The sequence below is a fragment of the Streptomyces sp. NPDC055243 genome, assembly GCF_044544025.1.
Classification (GTDB): Bacteria; Actinomycetota; Actinomycetes; order Streptomycetales; family Streptomycetaceae; genus Streptomyces.
Map to the genome: position 1 here is coordinate 12,248 of NZ_JBITWR010000004.1, position 15,519 is coordinate 27,766.

The 15,519-nt window shown below is 72.1% G+C and carries 10 protein-coding genes, 2 tRNA genes and 1 riboswitch; of the genes, 4 read left to right on the forward strand and 8 right to left on the reverse strand.

Going from position 1 to position 15,519, the window contains the following annotated elements; all coding sequences use genetic code 11:
* Nucleotides 1-115: 115 nt before the first annotated feature.
* Complete coding sequence (locus ACIGXX_RS12860; protein WP_351167555.1) at nucleotides 116-2,212, reverse strand: asparagine synthase-related protein; 2,097 nt, start codon at nucleotides 2,210-2,212, stop codon at nucleotides 116-118.
* A 696-nt stretch (nucleotides 2,213-2,908) separates the two neighbouring features.
* Here ACIGXX_RS12860 and ACIGXX_RS12865 point away from each other — a divergent pair.
* From ACIGXX_RS12865 to ACIGXX_RS12880, 4 genes are all read left to right on the forward strand, one after another.
* Nucleotides 2,909-4,366, forward strand: coding sequence for an MFS transporter (locus tag ACIGXX_RS12865; RefSeq protein WP_351167553.1), 1,458 nt, complete (start codon nucleotides 2,909-2,911; stop codon nucleotides 4,364-4,366).
* Nucleotides 4,367-4,542: 176 nt separating this feature from the next.
* A complete protein-coding gene (gene lhgO / locus ACIGXX_RS12870; protein WP_351167551.1) occupies nucleotides 4,543-5,745 on the forward strand; it encodes an L-2-hydroxyglutarate oxidase in 1,203 nt (400 codons plus the stop codon).
* A 122-nt stretch (nucleotides 5,746-5,867) separates the two neighbouring features.
* The gene (gene trmB / locus ACIGXX_RS12875; RefSeq protein ID WP_399975255.1) at nucleotides 5,868-6,731 is read left to right on the forward strand and encodes a tRNA (guanosine(46)-N7)-methyltransferase TrmB; all 864 of its coding nucleotides are present in this window, start codon (nucleotides 5,868-5,870) and stop codon (nucleotides 6,729-6,731) included.
* A 43-nt stretch (nucleotides 6,732-6,774) separates the two neighbouring features.
* On the forward strand, nucleotides 6,775-8,172 hold the full coding sequence (locus ACIGXX_RS12880; protein ID WP_366463050.1) for a PrsW family intramembrane metalloprotease: 1,398 nt from the start codon (nucleotides 6,775-6,777) through the stop codon (nucleotides 8,170-8,172).
* A gap of 12 nt (nucleotides 8,173-8,184) precedes the next feature.
* On the opposite strand, the gene ACIGXX_RS12885 is transcribed toward ACIGXX_RS12880, so the two are convergent.
* From ACIGXX_RS12885 to ACIGXX_RS12915, 7 genes are all read right to left on the reverse strand, one after another.
* The gene (locus tag ACIGXX_RS12885) at nucleotides 8,185-9,129 is read right to left on the reverse strand and encodes an aldo/keto reductase (protein WP_351167545.1); all 945 of its coding nucleotides are present in this window, start codon (nucleotides 9,127-9,129) and stop codon (nucleotides 8,185-8,187) included.
* 165 nt (nucleotides 9,130-9,294) lie between these two features.
* Nucleotides 9,295-10,380: a M23 family metallopeptidase gene (locus tag ACIGXX_RS12890; RefSeq protein WP_351167543.1), complete on the reverse strand. Its 1,086-nt coding sequence runs from the start codon at nucleotides 10,378-10,380 to the stop codon at nucleotides 9,295-9,297.
* Between the two features lie 11 nt (nucleotides 10,381-10,391).
* Nucleotides 10,392-10,538, reverse strand: a riboswitch (cyclic di-AMP (ydaO/yuaA leader).
* Nucleotides 10,539-10,759: 221 nt separating this feature from the next.
* Nucleotides 10,760-12,016 (reverse strand): PP2C family protein-serine/threonine phosphatase, encoded by a 1,257-nt coding sequence (locus ACIGXX_RS12895; protein ID WP_399975260.1) that lies wholly within the window; start codon nucleotides 12,014-12,016, stop codon nucleotides 10,760-10,762.
* Nucleotides 12,017-12,160: 144 nt separating this feature from the next.
* A tRNA-Met gene (locus ACIGXX_RS12900) sits at nucleotides 12,161-12,234 on the reverse strand.
* Nucleotides 12,235-12,282: 48 nt separating this feature from the next.
* The gene (locus ACIGXX_RS12905; RefSeq protein WP_399975263.1) at nucleotides 12,283-13,497 is read right to left on the reverse strand and encodes an alginate lyase family protein; all 1,215 of its coding nucleotides are present in this window, start codon (nucleotides 13,495-13,497) and stop codon (nucleotides 12,283-12,285) included.
* A 147-nt stretch (nucleotides 13,498-13,644) separates the two neighbouring features.
* A tRNA-Lys gene (locus ACIGXX_RS12910) sits at nucleotides 13,645-13,717 on the reverse strand.
* Nucleotides 13,718-13,849: 132 nt separating this feature from the next.
* On the reverse strand, nucleotides 13,850-15,469 hold the full coding sequence (locus ACIGXX_RS12915) for an amino acid permease (RefSeq protein ID WP_399975266.1): 1,620 nt from the start codon (nucleotides 15,467-15,469) through the stop codon (nucleotides 13,850-13,852).
* Between the last annotated feature and the right edge of the window lie 50 nt (nucleotides 15,470-15,519).

Sequence of the window (15,519 nt, forward strand, 5' to 3'; positions counted from 1 at the left end):
GCCCGGCCCCGGTCCTCAAGCAGCGGGCAGAGCAGTGCGCAGAGCGCCGGACAGAGCACCGGACAGAGCACCGCGCAGCGCACCGCGCAGACCACCGAACAGGCTGCGCCTCCGGCTACCGCCCCGCCCCCAACGCCCCCCTCTGCGGCACGACGCTCCCCGTAGGGACCGCCCTCTGCCGCGCGGGAGTGCCGGTCCAGCACGTGCCCCTGCGGGAGAGCAGGCGGCGCAGCCACAGCTCCGTGGAGACCAGGTCCGCCAGGCCGTCCAGCGGCAGTGGCTCGCCCTCCGCCGCCGCGCGCAGCGCCTTGCGGACCACGCGGGCCTCCACCAGGCCCGCCTGCGCGAGCAGGGGTGTGTCGAAGAGGGCCAGCAGGTCGTCCACCGCCACCCGCAGGCCCGTGCGCGCCGCCGCCGCGGACGACGCGTGGGACGGAGCGCCCCAGCCGGGCGGCAGTTCGGCCACTCCGGCGCCCTCCAGGACCGTACGCAGGATCGCCGCGCGGGCGCCTGGCTGGACGCGCAGGGCGACGGGGAGCGCGCGGCAGGCCCGGACCACCTGGTTGTCCAGGAAGGGCGCGTGCAGGCGCTGGAAGCGGACTTCGGCCGCCTGCTCCAGGACGCGGAGGTCCGCCGCGTGCCTCGCGAGGGCCGCGCGGGCGCGGAACTCGCCGGGGCGCTGGCCGGGCCCGGCGCCGGGGCGCCCGGTCGTGTCCTGGAGGCGAACCGATACTTCGGCCAGCGCCTCGCCCGTCAGCCACCGTGCCGCGGGCCCCGGCCTGGCCCACGCCAGGGCGGCCATCGAGGCCCCCACCGCGCCGCCCGGCTCGTCGAAGCGGCGCTGGAGGAGACGGTCGGCGAGCGAGTCGACGCCCGCGCGGTAGGACATCCGGGAGAGCTTGCGCGCGGCGCCGTACACGCGCGCGGGGACCATGACGGAGCCCGGGGAGCCGTCCGCCTTAGCCAACGCGGCCACGGGGCGCACCAGATGGCGCCGTCTGCGGTCCATCAGGAGATCGGCGAGGCGGGCCGGATGCGCGTCAAGGACCTGCCGGGCGCCGTACCCCGTGAAGTGGTCCGCGCTGCCCGACGCGAGCCGCGTGCGGTGGCGCTGGGCCGTGACGAGCGATGCGCTCGGCTCGTCGGTCAGCGGCCCGTCCAAGTCCGCGTACGGAAGGGCCTCTTCGCCCGCGGCGACCACCACGTGGTGCAGGCGGGGATTGGCCGCGATGGCGCCCGCCCGCTCCAGCTCGGCCTCGCGGCCGTTGATCGCCAGGTCGTTGAAGGTGACGGCAAGGAGCCGCTCGCCCGCGCCCGTGCCGTGGCCGAGGACCGTGCCGGGCATCCCCGGGAGGCCCGCCGCGAGCAGCGCGAGCGTGCCGGACGCGGGCCCTCCGGAGAGGTCGGCGCCGATGCCGGGCACCGGCATCCCGCGCGCCGCGCGCCGCTCGGCCGGTCCCATGCCGGGCACGGGGCCCGGGTCGACCTCGGCTCCGGGGACGTGCCGCGGGGCGCCGAGGCGGGCGCGCACCGCCTCCACGAGGGCGTCACGGACGCCGTCGACCGCGGTGGTCGCGTCGGCGGCGGGCGCGGCGACCGCGAGGGACGCCACGTGTTCGTACCCGGCGATCTCCCGTGCGCCCGCGCGCAGGATCAGTGCGTGCCCCGGGGGCACGCGCCGCACGCCCTGGTAGGGCGTCGAGTCCTGGAGCGCCTCCGGCACGTCGGGCGCGGCGAGCAGCGCCGCGAGATGGCCGATGTCCAGGTGGGCCTCGATGAGGTCGGCGAGCGGCAGCGCGGCCGTCGCGAAGGCCGTGCCGGAGGCCCAAGGGGTGTAGAAGACGGGGCGTGCGCCCGCGAGGTCGCCGGCGACCATGACGCGGCGCCCGACCTGGACGACCGCGGTGTAGCTGCCGGACCACGCGGTCAGGTGCCGCAGGGCGCCGCCGCGGGCCGCGAACAGACCGACCCTGAGCTCCTCGTCGCTCGCCCCGCAGGTGCCGAGGACCGCGATGCGGGTCTGCTCGTCGGCCTTGACCGTGCGCACCTCGTCGGCGCGCCAGTCGCCCACCGCCCACAGCGGATCCGGATCGCCCCAAAGGAGTTGGGAGCCCACGGGATGAACGGTCTCGCCGTTCTCACCGGTGGCCCCGGCCGAGCCCACCACCGCAGGCTTCGCGGCAGTGCTGCTCCACCCCACCAACCACCGCATCGTTGCCTCCACAGGCTGTGGACAACCAGTGCATCGAGAACTGGGGTCCCATGCTGCCACGAAGGAGGCGCGCAGGAGGGGCTACGGAGGTGCTCGCGCTCCCCTTAATCTGCCGCCGGGGAGCGGTACTTGGAGGGCGCGACCACGCCCTTTCGGTTGCGCGGGGGCGCATTGCCCCGGCCTCCGGAGAGGCGATTTTCGGCCAAATCAGCGGGTGGCGCTCACGTGACGGAACCGTAAACGGCACCACACAGTCCGGGAGGCGTTGCCCGCCCCCCGGACTGGTCCGCCGCCCGCGGGGATGGAGGCGGCGGTGTCCCCCAGCCCGCTGACTCCAGCGCAGCGGGCCGACCCACGCACCGTCAATGGAAGCGCTGCCCTTATGGCCGGTGAAGAGCGCACACGCAGGCGCACGGCCACACACCCGGAGCACACCACCGCACTCCCCCGCTTCTCCACCGGCAACAATCTCGCCATACGGAACTGCGCCTCTTAACGCTTGGGATTCGGCGAACTACGCTGTGTGTGCTGATGTTTTCGCGGAGGCATATACCTGGGGGCTCGGCCAAATGCTCTTGCGGCCGAGATTCCGGGCCACGGCGGTCGTAGTCGCGGACGCCGCTGCCCTGGGGGAACGCAGCACGCATGCCGCGCGGTCAAGCCATCGCGGCAGCCGTCTGTGTCGAGGGGTGGCGCATGTCCAGGGAGCAACGCGGGCCGAACGAAAAACTCGGCACCGTTCTCGCCCTCGCGGGAATCAGCAATGCGGGACTCGCACGCCGGGTGAACGACCTCGGCGCTCAACGCGGGTTGACGCTTCGATACGACAAGACATCGGTGGCCCGGTGGGTGTCCAAGGGCATGGTGCCGCAAGGCGCCGCCCCGCACCTCATCGCCGCGGCCATCGGCCAGAAGCTCGGCCGTCCCGTCCCGCTGCACGAGATCGGGCTCGCGGACGCCGATCCGGCGCCTGAGGTGGGCCTCGCCTTCCCGCGCGACGTGGGCGCCGCGGTCAAGTCGGCGACCGAGCTCTACCGCCTCGACCTGGCGGGCAGGCGCGCGGGCAGCGGCGGCATCTGGCAGTCCCTCGCCGGCTCCTTCGCGGTCAGCGCGTACGCCACCCCGGCATCGCGCTGGCTGATAACCCCGGCCGACAGCTCGGTCGCCCGCGACGTCGCCCCGGACGAGCCCCGCGAGTTGGGGCACGCCGACGACAGCGCGAACAGCGGGATGCCGATGAAGGTCGGCCACAGCGACGTGGTGAAACTGCGGGAGGCCGCCGAGGACGCCCGGCGCTGGGACTCCAAGTACGGGGGCGGCGACTGGCGTTCTTCGATGGTCCCCGAGTGCCTGCGGGTCGAGGCCGCGCCCCTGCTGCTCGGTTCGTACTCGGACGAGGTGGGCCGCTCGCTCTTCGGGGCATCGGCCGAACTGACGCGCCTGGCCGGCTGGATGGCCTTCGACACCGGCCAGCAGGAGGCCGCCCAGCGCTACTACATCCAGGCCCTGCGCCTGGCCCGCGCGGCGGCCGACGTCCCCTTAGGGGGGTACGTCCTGGCCTCCATGTCCCTCCAGGCGACCTACCGCGGCTTCGGCGACGAGGGCGTCGACCTCGCGCAGGCGGCCCTGGAGCGCAACCGCGGCCTGGCCACCGCACGCACGATGAGCTTCTTCCGCCTCGTCGAGGCACGCGCACACGCGCGCGCCAGCGACGCGCAGGCGGCGGGGGCGGCACTGCGGGCGGCCGAAGGATGGCTGGAGAGGGCCAGGGACGGCGACAACGACCCGTCATGGCTCGGTTTCTACGGATACGACCGCTTCGCGGCGGACGCCGCCGAGTGCTACCGCGACCTGAAGGCGCCCCGCCAGGTGCGGCGCTTCACGGAGCAGGCGCTCTCGCGGCCCACGGAGGAGTTCGTGCGCTCGCACGGGCTGCGGCTCGTGGTGTCGGCGGTCGCCGAACTGGAGTCGGGGAACCTGGACGCGGCCTGCGAGCAGGGCACGCGCGCCCTGGAGGTCGCGGGACGCATCTCGTCCGCGCGCACCACGGAGTACGTGAAGGACCTGCTGCACCGCCTGGAACCGTACGGCGACGAGCCGCGGGTGGTGGAGCTGCGCGAGCGGGCGCGGCCGCTGCTCGTGGCCCCCGCGTAGTTCACCGGGATCCCTGTCGTGGGGCATCCAGGATTCAGGTCGAGGGCCCGAAGTGTCCCCCCGTGCGGCGCCGGAACGGCAACAGCAATTACGCACCCTGTAACCCCGCGGTCCTCGCCGGGTTTGAGGGCGTTGTCAGTGGCGCAGTGCACTATCGGGGTGGGAGGTGATGCGGGATGGTCCGGGCCGCGGCGTACGACTGCGACGTGCTGGTGATCGGCGGCGGAATCGTCGGTCTGTCGACGGCGTATGCCCTCACGCGTGCCGCGCCGGGCACGCGGGTCACCGTCCTGGAGAAGGAGCCGGGCCCCGCCCGGCACCAGACGGGACGCAACAGCGGGGTGATCCACAGCGGCATCTACTACCGCCCCGGCTCCCTGAAGGCGCGGTACGCGGTGCGGGGCGCCGCCGAGATGGTCAAGTTCTGCGCGGAGTACGGCATCGCGCACGAGGTCACCGGCAAGCTGATCGTCGCCACGGAGCGCTCCGAGCTGCCCCGCCTGCACGCCCTCGTCCAGCGCGGCAGGGAGAACGGCATTCCGGTGCGCGAGCTGGGCCCCGCCCAGATCGCGGAGTACGAACCGGAGGTGCGCGGGCTCGCCGCGATCCAGGTCGGGACGACGGGGATCTGTGACTACGGCTCGGTGGCGGAGCACCTCGCGGACGCCTCGGGGGCCGACGTCCGGTACGGCGCGGAGGTCGTCCGCATCGACCGGCGCCCGGCGCTCGGGGTGGCCGTGCGCACGGCCGACGGCTCGGTGGTGCGGGGAAAGGTCCTGGTCAACTGCGCGGGACTGCAGTGCGACCAGGTGGCACTGCTGGCCGGAGACGACCCCGGGATGCGGATCGTGCCCTTCCGGGGTGAGTACTTCGACCTGGCGCGGCCCGAGCTGGTGCGGGGCCTGGTGTATCCGGTGCCCGATCCCGCCTTCCCCTTCCTGGGGGTGCATCTGACGCGGGGCATCGGCGGCGGGGTCCATGTGGGGCCCAACGCGGTGCCGGCGCTGGCCCGTGAGGGGTACGGATGGGGTGTGGTGCGGCCGCTGGAGGTCGCGGGGACGTTGAGCTGGCCGGGAGCCTGGCGCATGGCCGGGCGGCACTGGCGGTACGGGGCGGGGGAATTTCGGCGCTCCCTCTCCAAGGCGGCCTTCACCTCGGCGGTGCGGCGGCTGCTGCCCGCGGTGACACCGGACGACCTGGTGCCGGTGGCGGCGGGGGTGCGGGCGCAGGCCGTCCTGCGGGACGGGACGCTGGTCGACGACTTCCTCATCCGGGAGGGGGCGCGGGCCGTGCACGTACTGAACGCGCCGTCGCCTGCGGCTACGGCTTCGCTGCCGATCGGGCGCGAGGTCGCCCGGCGGGTGCTTGCGGTGCTGTAGGGGCCGGCCCTCCAGCCCAGGGGCCGGCCCTCCAGCCCGTACGCCGGGCGAGGACGGCCGCCAAGGCCCCGCGCCAGTGGGGTTCGGGAAGGGGCGTGGTTGGGGACTAAAATCCCCCCACTGTGTCTGATTCACCCGCCACCCCCAGCAGCCCCCGCCCCGCACGCCCGAAGGGCGAACCCCGTTTCCCCGACGGCCCCGCACCCGACCCCGCCGGGTCACACTTCGAGCGGCGGATCCGAAGCTTCCAGCCCCGGCGGAGCCGCGTCACCGCAGGCCAGGCCGACGCGCTCCAGCGGCTGTGGCCCAAGTGGGGCCTGGACATCGACGGGCAGCGCACACTCGACCTCGCCGAACTCTTCGGCGGCCCGCGTCCCGTCGTACTCGAGATCGGCTTCGGCATGGGCGAGGCCACCGCGCAGATGGCCGCCGACGACCCGGACACCGGCATCCTCGCGGTCGACGTGCACACCCCCGGCCAGGGAAACCTGCTCGGCCTCGCCGAGCGGAACGGCCTGGAGAACATCCGCGTCGCCAACGGCGACGCCGTCATCCTGCTCCGCGAAATGCTCCCGCCCGCCTCCCTCGACGGCCTGCGCGTCTACTTCCCCGACCCCTGGCCCAAGGCCCGCCACCACAAGCGCCGCATCATCCAGCCCGACTTCCTCGACCTCGCCGCGCCCCGCCTCAAGCCCGGCGCCGTGCTGCACTGCGCGACCGACTGGGAGCCGTACGCCGAGCAGATGCTCGAAGTCCTCACCGCGCACCCCGCCTTCGAGAACACCCGGGCCGACGGCGGATACGCGCCCCGCCCCTCCTTCCGCCCCCTCACCCGCTTCGAGGGCCAGGGTCTGGACAAGGGGCACGTGGTCCATGACCTGCTGTTCCGGCGGACGCCCGAGCACGGGACCGAGCACGGTGCCGAAACCGGAACCGAACCCGGAATCGGCCACGGAACCAGCCACGGAACCAGCCACGAGGCCTGAGACACCGTCGCGGCCCGCCCCCGTCCCTCGTTAGGGTCAACGGGTGGCCACACGTTCTCCGTACCCGTACCCGATGCCCCCCGCAGGGCCCGCCGGGCTGCGGCACGCGCGCTGGTGGCAGCGGCGGGCGATACGCGCGGCCGCCCTGGTCACGCTGCTCGCCCTCTCCGGCCTGGTGATCCTGGCCCTGGTCCGGGAGCAGACGGGCACCGAAGGCTTCCTCGTCGGGCTCGGCCTCGCGACGCTGCCCGTGCCGCTCCTGGTGGCCGCCTTCCGCTGGCTGCAACGGGTCCAGCCGGGCCCCTGGCGGAATCTGATCTTCGCCTTCGCCTGGGGCGCCTGCGCGGCCGCCCTCATAGCGATCGTCGCGAACAGCTTCGCGACCCGCTGGATAGCCACCGCCACCGCCGACCCCAACAGCGCGGACACCCTCGGCGCGACCGTCATAGCCCCGATCGTCGAGGAGAGCGCGAAGGCGGCGGCCGTGCTGCTCGTCTTCCTCTTCCGCAGACGCGAGTTCACCGGCATCGTCGACGGCGTGGTGATCGCCGGAGTGACCGCGACCGGCTTCGCGTTCACCGAGAACATCCTCTATCTCGGCAGCGCCTTCGGCACCGACCAGATCAACGGCGGCACCGGACTCGCCTCCGTGACGGCGGCGACCTTCTTCGTACGCGTCGTCATGTCGCCCTTCGCACACCCGCTCTTCACCGTGCTCACCGGCTTCGGCTTCGGCATCGCCGCGCTCAGCGCCGACCGCCAGCACTGGCGCCGCGTCCTGCTCCCGGTGGGCGGACTCCTCCTGGCGATGGGCCTGCACGCCCTGTGGAACGGCTCGGCGAGCTTCGGGAGCTACGGCTTCTTCACCGTCTACGCGCTCTTCATGCTGCCCTCGTTCGGCCTGCTCACCTGGCTGGTGATCTGGATCAGGCAGCGCGGCCTGCGCATCGTGCGGGCCGAACTGCCCGCGTACGCGCTCGCGGGCTGGCTCACCGCGCCCGAGCCGTACGCGCTCGGCACGATGCGCGCCCGCACGCTGGCCCGCGACTACGCCTCGTACACCCAGGGCAAGGCCGCGGCGCGCACGGTCGCCCAGTACGAGACGTACGCGACGTCTCTCGCGCTTCTTCGCCACCGTGGGCGCAAGGGCCGCGCGGGCGCCGACTTCGTCGTACGGGAGCGGGAGTTGCTGCACGCGCTGTGGGAGCGCCGCGAGGCGGCACGGCCCGCCCTCGCGTACGCGGCGCGCGCGACGGCACCGGTGCTGGTGCCGATGCCGCCGCCGTACGGGTACCAGCAGCAGCGCGGGTACCAACAGCCGTACGGATACCAGCAGCCTTATCCACAGCAGCAGCACCAGCAGCCGCCGCAGCCCCCGTACGGATATCCCTACGCCCAGCCTGCGATGCCCTACCCCGCGTACAACCCCTACCGCGGCTGAGAAGGGCTCGACTCAGGCGGAGGCCACCGTCAGCGCCGACAGCTCGGCGGCCGTCAGCTCGAACTCCCCCACCGCGAGCAGCGCAGGCAGCTGCTCGACCGTACGGGCCGACGCGAGCGGCGCCGCCACCGTCGGCTGCGCCGCGAGCCAGGCCAGGGCCACGGTCGCGATCTCGGCGCCGCGCGCCTGGGCGACCTCGTCCAGGGCGGCGAGCACGCGCCGCCCGCGGCCGGTGTCCAGGTGCTTGCCCGCGCCCTCGGCCCGCGCGCTGTCGACCTTCGCACCCGGGCGGTACTTGCCCGTCAGGAAACCGGACGCGAGCGCGTAGTACGGGACGGCGGCCAGGCCGGAGCGCGATGCGACCTGCTCCAGGGTGCCCTCGTACGTGTCGCGCGAGACGAGGTTGTAGTGCGGCTGGAGCACCGAGTAGCGCGCGAGGCCCTCGCGGTCGGAGAAGTCCAGGAACTCCTGGAGCCGGTCGGCGGTCACGTTCGACGCGGCGATGGCGCGGACCTTGCCGGACGTCACCAGCTCGTCGAGCGCGCCGATGATCTCCTCGACCGGGACGGTCGGGTCGTCGTAGTGCGTGTAGTAGAGGTCGATGTAGTCGGTGCCCAGGCGGCGCAGCGACTCCTCGGCACCGGACTTGATGGTGCTCGCGGACAGGCCCTTGTAGTCGGGGTGGGCGCCGACCTTGGTGGCGAGCACGACGTCGGAGCGGTTGCCGCGCGCGGCCAGCCAGCTGCCGATGACGGTCTCGGACTCGCCGCCCTTGTTGCCGGGCACCCAGGCCGAGTAGACGTCGGCGGTGTCGATGAAGTTGCCGCCGGCGGCGGTGTAGGCGTCCAGCACGGAGAAGGACTGCGCCTCGTCGGCCGTCCAGCCGAAGACGTTGCCGCCGAGTGCCAGCGGGAAGACCTCGAGGTCGGACGAGCCAAGTTTGCGGAGAGAAGTCATACGGGGCTCAACGCCCCTACGGATCTCGGCATTCCGTACAACGGGATGCCGGTTCCACTCGGTGGACACGCGCAACGAAGAGCGGGCGCGGAGCGCGGACATGCCGAACCGGCAGCCCTGGCGTCGGGGGGTTGTCGCCAGGACCGCCGGGGTTCTGCGGCTACATCAGATCGACTGGCCCTTGCCGCGCAGCCACGCCGCCGGGTCGACCCCGGTGGAGTCGCCGCCCGGGTGGATCTCCAGGTGGAGGTGGGCACCGGTGACGTTGCCGGTCGCGCCGACGCGGCCGATGGTCTCGCCGGTGGTGACCTTCTGGCCGACGCTGACGCTCATCGAGGACTGGTGGCAGAACCAGATCTCGGTGCCGTCGTCGAGTTCGAGGACCGTGCGGTAGCCGTAGGCCCCCGCCCAGCCGGCTTCCTTGATGGTGCCCGAGTGGATCGCCTTGATGGGCGTGCCCGTGGGCGCCGCGAAGTCCAGGCCGGTGTGGTAGCCGGAGGACCACATGGAGCCGGGCTGACCGAAGGTGCCGGTGAGCGTGTACGAGGCGACGGGGAGGGTGTAGCTCTTGGCGAGCTTGGCCAGGCGCTCCGCCTCGGCCTTGCGCTTGGCCTCCGCCTCGGCCTTCTTCTTCGCGGCGGCCTTCTCGGCGGCGATCTTCTTCTCGGCCGCGGTCTGCTCGGCCGCCGCCTGTGCGGCGGCCTGCTTGACGGCGGCCTCTTCGGCCGCCTTCTGGACCGCGTCGTCCGCCTGGTCCTGCTGGTTCTCGGCCTGCTCCATGATGCGGGCCCGCAGTGCCTCGCCGGCGTCCGTGGTGCCCTGCTCGGCGTCGGCGGTGCTGATGCCGGCGGCGCTCAGGGGCGCTGCGGCGACCGTCACGCCGTCGTCCGCGGAAGCCGCGTCGGACGAGTCGTCGGATATCAGGGAGCCCACGCCCGGAAGCGACTTGGCCTCCGGCAGCGAGTCCGTGACGGCCGAGAGGTCCGGCATCTCGATGGCCACCGGGGGCTTGCCGCCCTGCGCGGTGGCGATGCCGCCCGCACCGACGGCGGCGATGACGCCTACGCCGAGAACCGTGGAGCTGCGGGCGAGCCCGCCACCGCCCCGCTTGTGCACGCGGTGCCTGCCGCGGACGGGACGAATGGACTCCTCGGTGGGGTTCCATTCCTCCCAGGAATTGTCGTCGTACCCACCGAAGTCGTCGTCATTCGGTACGTACGCGCCTTGGGGGGCAGGGCGGTTGGACGCCACTGGGGCGCACTCCTTTCCTTCCTTCTCGCCTACCGGGTTAGCTGACGGGTTCGGAGCAGGAAGGTCTCCTACGAACATCTGGCACGGATGCACAGATGCCCGATTCACCCCAATTAGTGGTTCCCCGGCTCCCTTTCGGGATTAGGCGCGTGCGCGCGGAGCCGACTCGAGTGACGGCTGGGACGACCGCGCTGCGTTATCGAACGTTAATAGACAGCGGGGTCGTATTCCAAGCCGTTCCGACTGATCGTTAACGGCTTTGGCCTGTACTTAATGGGACACGGAGGGCTGGAACGGGGCGAGTTGACCCCGATTCTTCACACACCGGAGCTTCACACTTCCTTGACAGTGCGTCAGTTGTTATGCGGAGTGGTGTCCTTCAGTCACGGCCCGTGACCTCGGCCCCCGCGTCGGCCTCCGCGTCGACCTCCGCGTCGACCTCCGCGCCGGCCCTGGCGTCACCCGTCCCCAACGGCCGCCGCACCGCGAGCAGCGCCATGTCGTCGGTCGTGCCGCCCCCGGTGTGCCGCCGCACCTCGTCGGTGAGCGTGGCCAGGAGCGCGTCCGGGCCATTGGGCCCGGGGAAGATGCGGCCGCCGAGCCGGACGGCCGGGTCGTAGAACTCGCCGCGGCCGTCACGCGCCTCGGAGAGCCCGTCGGTGTAGAGCAGCAGCATCGCCCCCGGCGGGAACTCCGTCTCGTCCGCACGGTCCGGCCAGGCGCCCAGATCCCCCATCCCCAGCGGAAGGGCGGGCTCGGTGGCGGACAGGACGCACAGCCGTCCGTCGCCGCGCAGGAGCAGCGGTCCCGGGTGCCCGCGGTTGATGAGGCGCACCAGACCGTCGCCGTGCGGGATCTCCGCGAGGACCGCGGTGGTGAACCCCTCGAAGGCGTCGAGCCCGTCGCGCCGCGTGCCCTCACGAGCAAGCGCACGCTCAAGGCGCTGGGCCACCGCCTCCAGCGTGGCCTCCTGCTCGGCGGCCTCCCGGAACGCCCCGATGACGACGGCGACGGCCGCCACCGCGCCCATGCCCTTGCCGCGTACGTCACCGACGATGACGCGTACGCCGTGCGGGGTGTCCTGCACGGCGTACAGATCACCCCCGATGAACGCGTCGGCCTCCGCGGCCTCGTACCGCGCCGCGATGTCAAGACCGCCGATCCGGGGGTCCGGCTGCGGCAGTACGGCACGCTGGGCGGCCTCGGAGATGGAGCGGGCGGAGGCCAGCTGTTCGTCGCTGCGGCGCTGGACGCGGTTGATGAGGACGGCGAGCACGGCGACGGTCACCACCGTGATCAGTTCGGTGACGGCCTCGACGTCGGTGGTGGTGCTGGTCTTGAAGTGCAGGGCGAGCACGGCGGCGCAGGAGCCGAAGCCGATGAGCGCGGTGCTGATCAGCGAGTAGAAGGGCGCGGCGATGAGCGGGGCGGCGGTGAAGAGGGGCGCCGCGGTGAACGCGGGCGGGGTCGAGACGTCGTAGACGACCCCGGCGACGATGAGCAGCAGCGGAAGGGCCCGCACGAGCGCCCGCTCATGCCGGACATCGGGACTCTTGCCACCGCCCCCGCCACCGATTCCTCCTGGCTGCCCCACCGGTCTTCTCCTGCCGAATTCCGCGCCCAGGACCAGATCCATGACCACGCTCATTCAGGGTTCCCGGAGCGGCGGCACGGGGCGACCGGTGTGGGCCGACCGGGTTAATGGAGAGACCGGACCACCCCGGGGCGGAAACCACCGAAGGCCCGGATCCATTTCTGGATCCGGGCCTTCGGTCTTTAGTAGCGGGGACAGGATTTGAACCTGCGACCTCTGGGTTATGAGCCCAGCGAGCTACCGAGCTGCTCCACCCCGCGCCGTTGAATGCAACTCTACGCCATCAGGGGGAGTGAAAGCGAACCGGTTCACGCGTTCTCGGCGTGCGTCAGCGTTTCCCAGGCCACGAAGAGATCGTCCGTCCCCTCGGGCCGCCGCTCGTGCGTGAACCTCTCCGTCTCCGGAAGAGCCAGCTTCAGCCGTTCCCGCAGGTGATTGAGGCCGACCTCGGTGTCGGGCCCCATGTCGCGCCGCACCTTGCCGCCGCACAGCCAGTCCGGCGCCTTGGCGCCCCGCTGGTACTTGGAGTGGAATTCGAGCGCGGCCCGCAGCCGCTCCTTGACCTCGCCGTACAGGTCGACGCCCTGATGCCAGGCGGTCTCGGCGATGTGCGCGGTGGCCGCGAGCGAGTAGCTGGCGTGCTTGAAGTTCCGGCAGGTCTCCTGGGAGAGCCCGTCGGCGAACGTCTTCTGCCCGAACCAGTACTTCTGGAGCTTCGCCGGGGTGTTGATGTCGCTGCCCGCGGGCGATACGGGCAGCGGGCCGTCCGACTCCAGATAGAAGTAGGCGGGCACGCGGGTCCGGAAATGCGTCACCGCCTTCTCGAAGGACTCGTGGTCGTCGAGGAAGACCGCCATGCTGATGGTCGCGTCGGCCATCAACAGGTCCCAGTTGCCGTTGAAGTCGGCCGCTCCGTCGCGCACTTGGGGCAGATAGGCGTTGCGCAGCATCCGCTCGAAGCGCAGGAGTTCGCCGTCGGTCCAGCCGTCGTAGGTGTAGCGCACGGCCTCGGCCGCACGGGCCCAGGAGGAGGCGGCCCAGGCGGTCTGGAGACCCGCGTTGGACTCCGTGTGCCGGGTGATCACCCGCGCCCAGGCGTCCATGATCTGCACCGCCTTCTTGGCGTGCGCGCGGTCGCCGGTGATGTTCCAGAGCAGCGCCTGGGTGTACGCGGCGATGGCGTCCTCGCGCTCTTCGACGCAGCCCTGGCCGGGGCGGGTGCCGGGCGGGCACGCGACGACGGCGTACGGCTTGGCCGTGTAGTCGCCCGCGCCGTACTTGCTGTCCCGCATCTGCTCGAACGCCGTCAGCCAGGGCTGCTCGCGCGCCGCGACGTGGGCGCGCACGCGGTCCAGCTGCGCCTTGCTGACGAGCACTCCGGGGTGCTCGAAGGCCAGCTCGGCGGGGCGCGCGCGCTCGGTGGCCGCCCCCTGGGAGCCGCTGCCGGAACCACCGCAGGCCGCCGAGAGGCCGATCAGCGACGCCACGAGCACCATCACGAGAACCCGTCGTACGGAACCCATGCTGAACCTCCGGATCGGCCACCTGGCAGGCCCAGCGTCACTCGCGGGCCACGGGGGCGCAGGCGAGGAGGGTCCGTTCGGGCGAGCGACGCCCCGGGGCACGCCGAAGGCCCAGGTCAGAAGATGTCTGACCTGGGCCTTCTCCGGTAGACCGTGTGGGACTCGAACCCACAACCAATGGATTAAAAGTCCACTGCTCTGCCAATTGAGCTAACGGTCCGTGCGGACGCACCCCCCGAGCATAGCCGGACAGGGCAAGCCGTCCGATCGGGTATCGCCTCCTTGGCCCGTCGCGCGTTCCGCGACGGGCCGGGTGCGAGCCGGGTGCGAGCCGTGGACGGCCGCGGCGGGCTCAGGGATCGGCCGGTTCCGGCGCCCCGTTCCTGGCCGCCTCGCGGGCCGCCGTGCGCTCGTGGTCCGGGTTGAGGAACCAGTGCCTGGCCGAGGCGAACCACCACGTGGCGGCGAACCCGAGGACGACGAGGACCGCGATCGGGGCGTAGTTGAAGGTCTCCCAGGTGACCGGCGAGACCTGCGGCAGCATGAAGAGGACCGTGATCACGCCGACCCAGGCCACCGCCACGATGCCGATCGGGCGTGACCAGCGGCCCAAGTGCCAGGGCCCGCGCTCGAATTCCTCGCCCTTGCGCAGCCGCAGGAAGGTGGGCACGACGTAGGCGATGTAGAGACCGATGACGGCGATGGACGTCACCGCCGCGTACGCCGTGACATTGATCAGATAGGGCAGGCCGAGGACGAGCGCGCCGAGTGCCGCGAGCCAGACCGCGGCGACGGGCGTGCGCGTACGCGGGTTGACCGAGTGCCAGATGTGCGAGAACGGCAGCGCTCCGTCCCGCGAGAAGGCGTAGATCATCCGGGAGTTGGCGGTCACGGACGCCATGCCGCAGAAGAGCTGGGCGCCGATGACGACGAGGAGGAGCAGCTTGCCCGTGGTGGCCCCGAGCGCGTCGAGGAGGATCTGGGCCGGCGGCGCCCCCGTCGCCGACTCGCGGGCGCCGTCGTACGACTGGATGGCGAAGGTGAAGCCGAGCAGCAGCACGAACCCGGCGATCCAGGACGTCCAGATGGACCGGACGATGCCCTTGGGACCGGCGGTGGACGCGTCGTGCGTCTCCTCGGTCATGTGGGCGGAGGCGTCGTAGCCGGTGAAGGTGTACTGGGCCATGAGCAGCCCGATGAGCGCCACGTACAACCCGCTTCCCCACCCGGTGTTGTTGACGAACTCGGTGAAGACGAAGGACGCCGACTGGTGCGAGTCGGGCGAGAAGGCGAGCGCGCCGACGATGACGGCGACCCCGAAGACGTGCCACCACACGCTGACGCTGTTCAGCAGCCCGACGATGCGCACCCCGAAGGTGTTGAGCAGGCCGTGGAGCACGAGGATCGCGGCGAAGAGCAGGATCGTGCGCCCCTCGGTGACCTGGAAGTCGAACTGCAGATTGAGGTACGCGCCGAGGAACGAGGCGGCCCCGAAGTCGATCCCCGCGGTGACCGCGACCTGCCCGAGGACGTTGAACCAGCCCGTGAACCACGCCCAGGCGGCCGCGGTCCGCGACGGCGCGAGCCGGTGCGCCCAGAAGTAGAGCCCGGCGGAGGTCGGATAGGCGGAACAGATCTCCGCCATGGCCAGACCCACGAACAGCGTCATCAGACCGACCCCGACCCACCCCCAGGTGATCAGGGCGGGACCGCCGGTGTTCATGCCGAACAGATACATCGTGAGGCAGCCGGACAGGACCGAGATGATCGTGAAGGAGACCGCGTAGTTGGAGAACGCGGACATGCGCCGGGCCAGGACCTGGGTGTAGCCGAGCTGGGCGAGGCGCTCCTCGTCCGAGCCGGCGGCCGTGGGCGCGGGTGGTGCCGTGGGCCCGGGTGGTGCCGTGGGCGCGGGTGGTGCCGTGGGCCCGGGTGGTGGGGACTGCTTCCGCTCTCTGGGGTCACTTGTCATGCCCCCAGCGATTCCCTCGCCGGGGGCACGACATGCGCCACCGCTGGCCA

Bases quoted from the DNA above. Each gene is read 5' to 3' on its own strand.
- ACIGXX_RS12860 (WP_351167555.1), bottom strand. From the start codon at position 2,212: ATGCGGTGGTTGGTGGGGTGGAGCAGCACTGCCGCGAAGCCTGCGGTG.
- ACIGXX_RS12865 (WP_351167553.1), top strand. From the start codon at position 2,909: ATGTCCAGGGAGCAACGCGGGCCGAACGAAAAACTCGGCACCGTTCTC.
- lhgO (WP_351167551.1), top strand. From the start codon at position 4,543: ATGGTCCGGGCCGCGGCGTACGACTGCGACGTGCTGGTGATCGGCGGC.
- ACIGXX_RS12885 (WP_351167545.1), bottom strand. From the start codon at position 9,129: ATGACTTCTCTCCGCAAACTTGGCTCGTCCGACCTCGAGGTCTTCCCG.
- ACIGXX_RS12895 (WP_399975260.1), bottom strand. From the start codon at position 12,016: ATGGATCTGGTCCTGGGCGCGGAATTCGGCAGGAGAAGACCGGTGGGG.
- ACIGXX_RS12905 (WP_399975263.1), bottom strand. From the start codon at position 13,497: ATGGGTTCCGTACGACGGGTTCTCGTGATGGTGCTCGTGGCGTCGCTG.
- ACIGXX_RS12915 (WP_399975266.1), bottom strand. From the start codon at position 15,469: ATGACAAGTGACCCCAGAGAGCGGAAGCAGTCCCCACCACCCGGGCCC.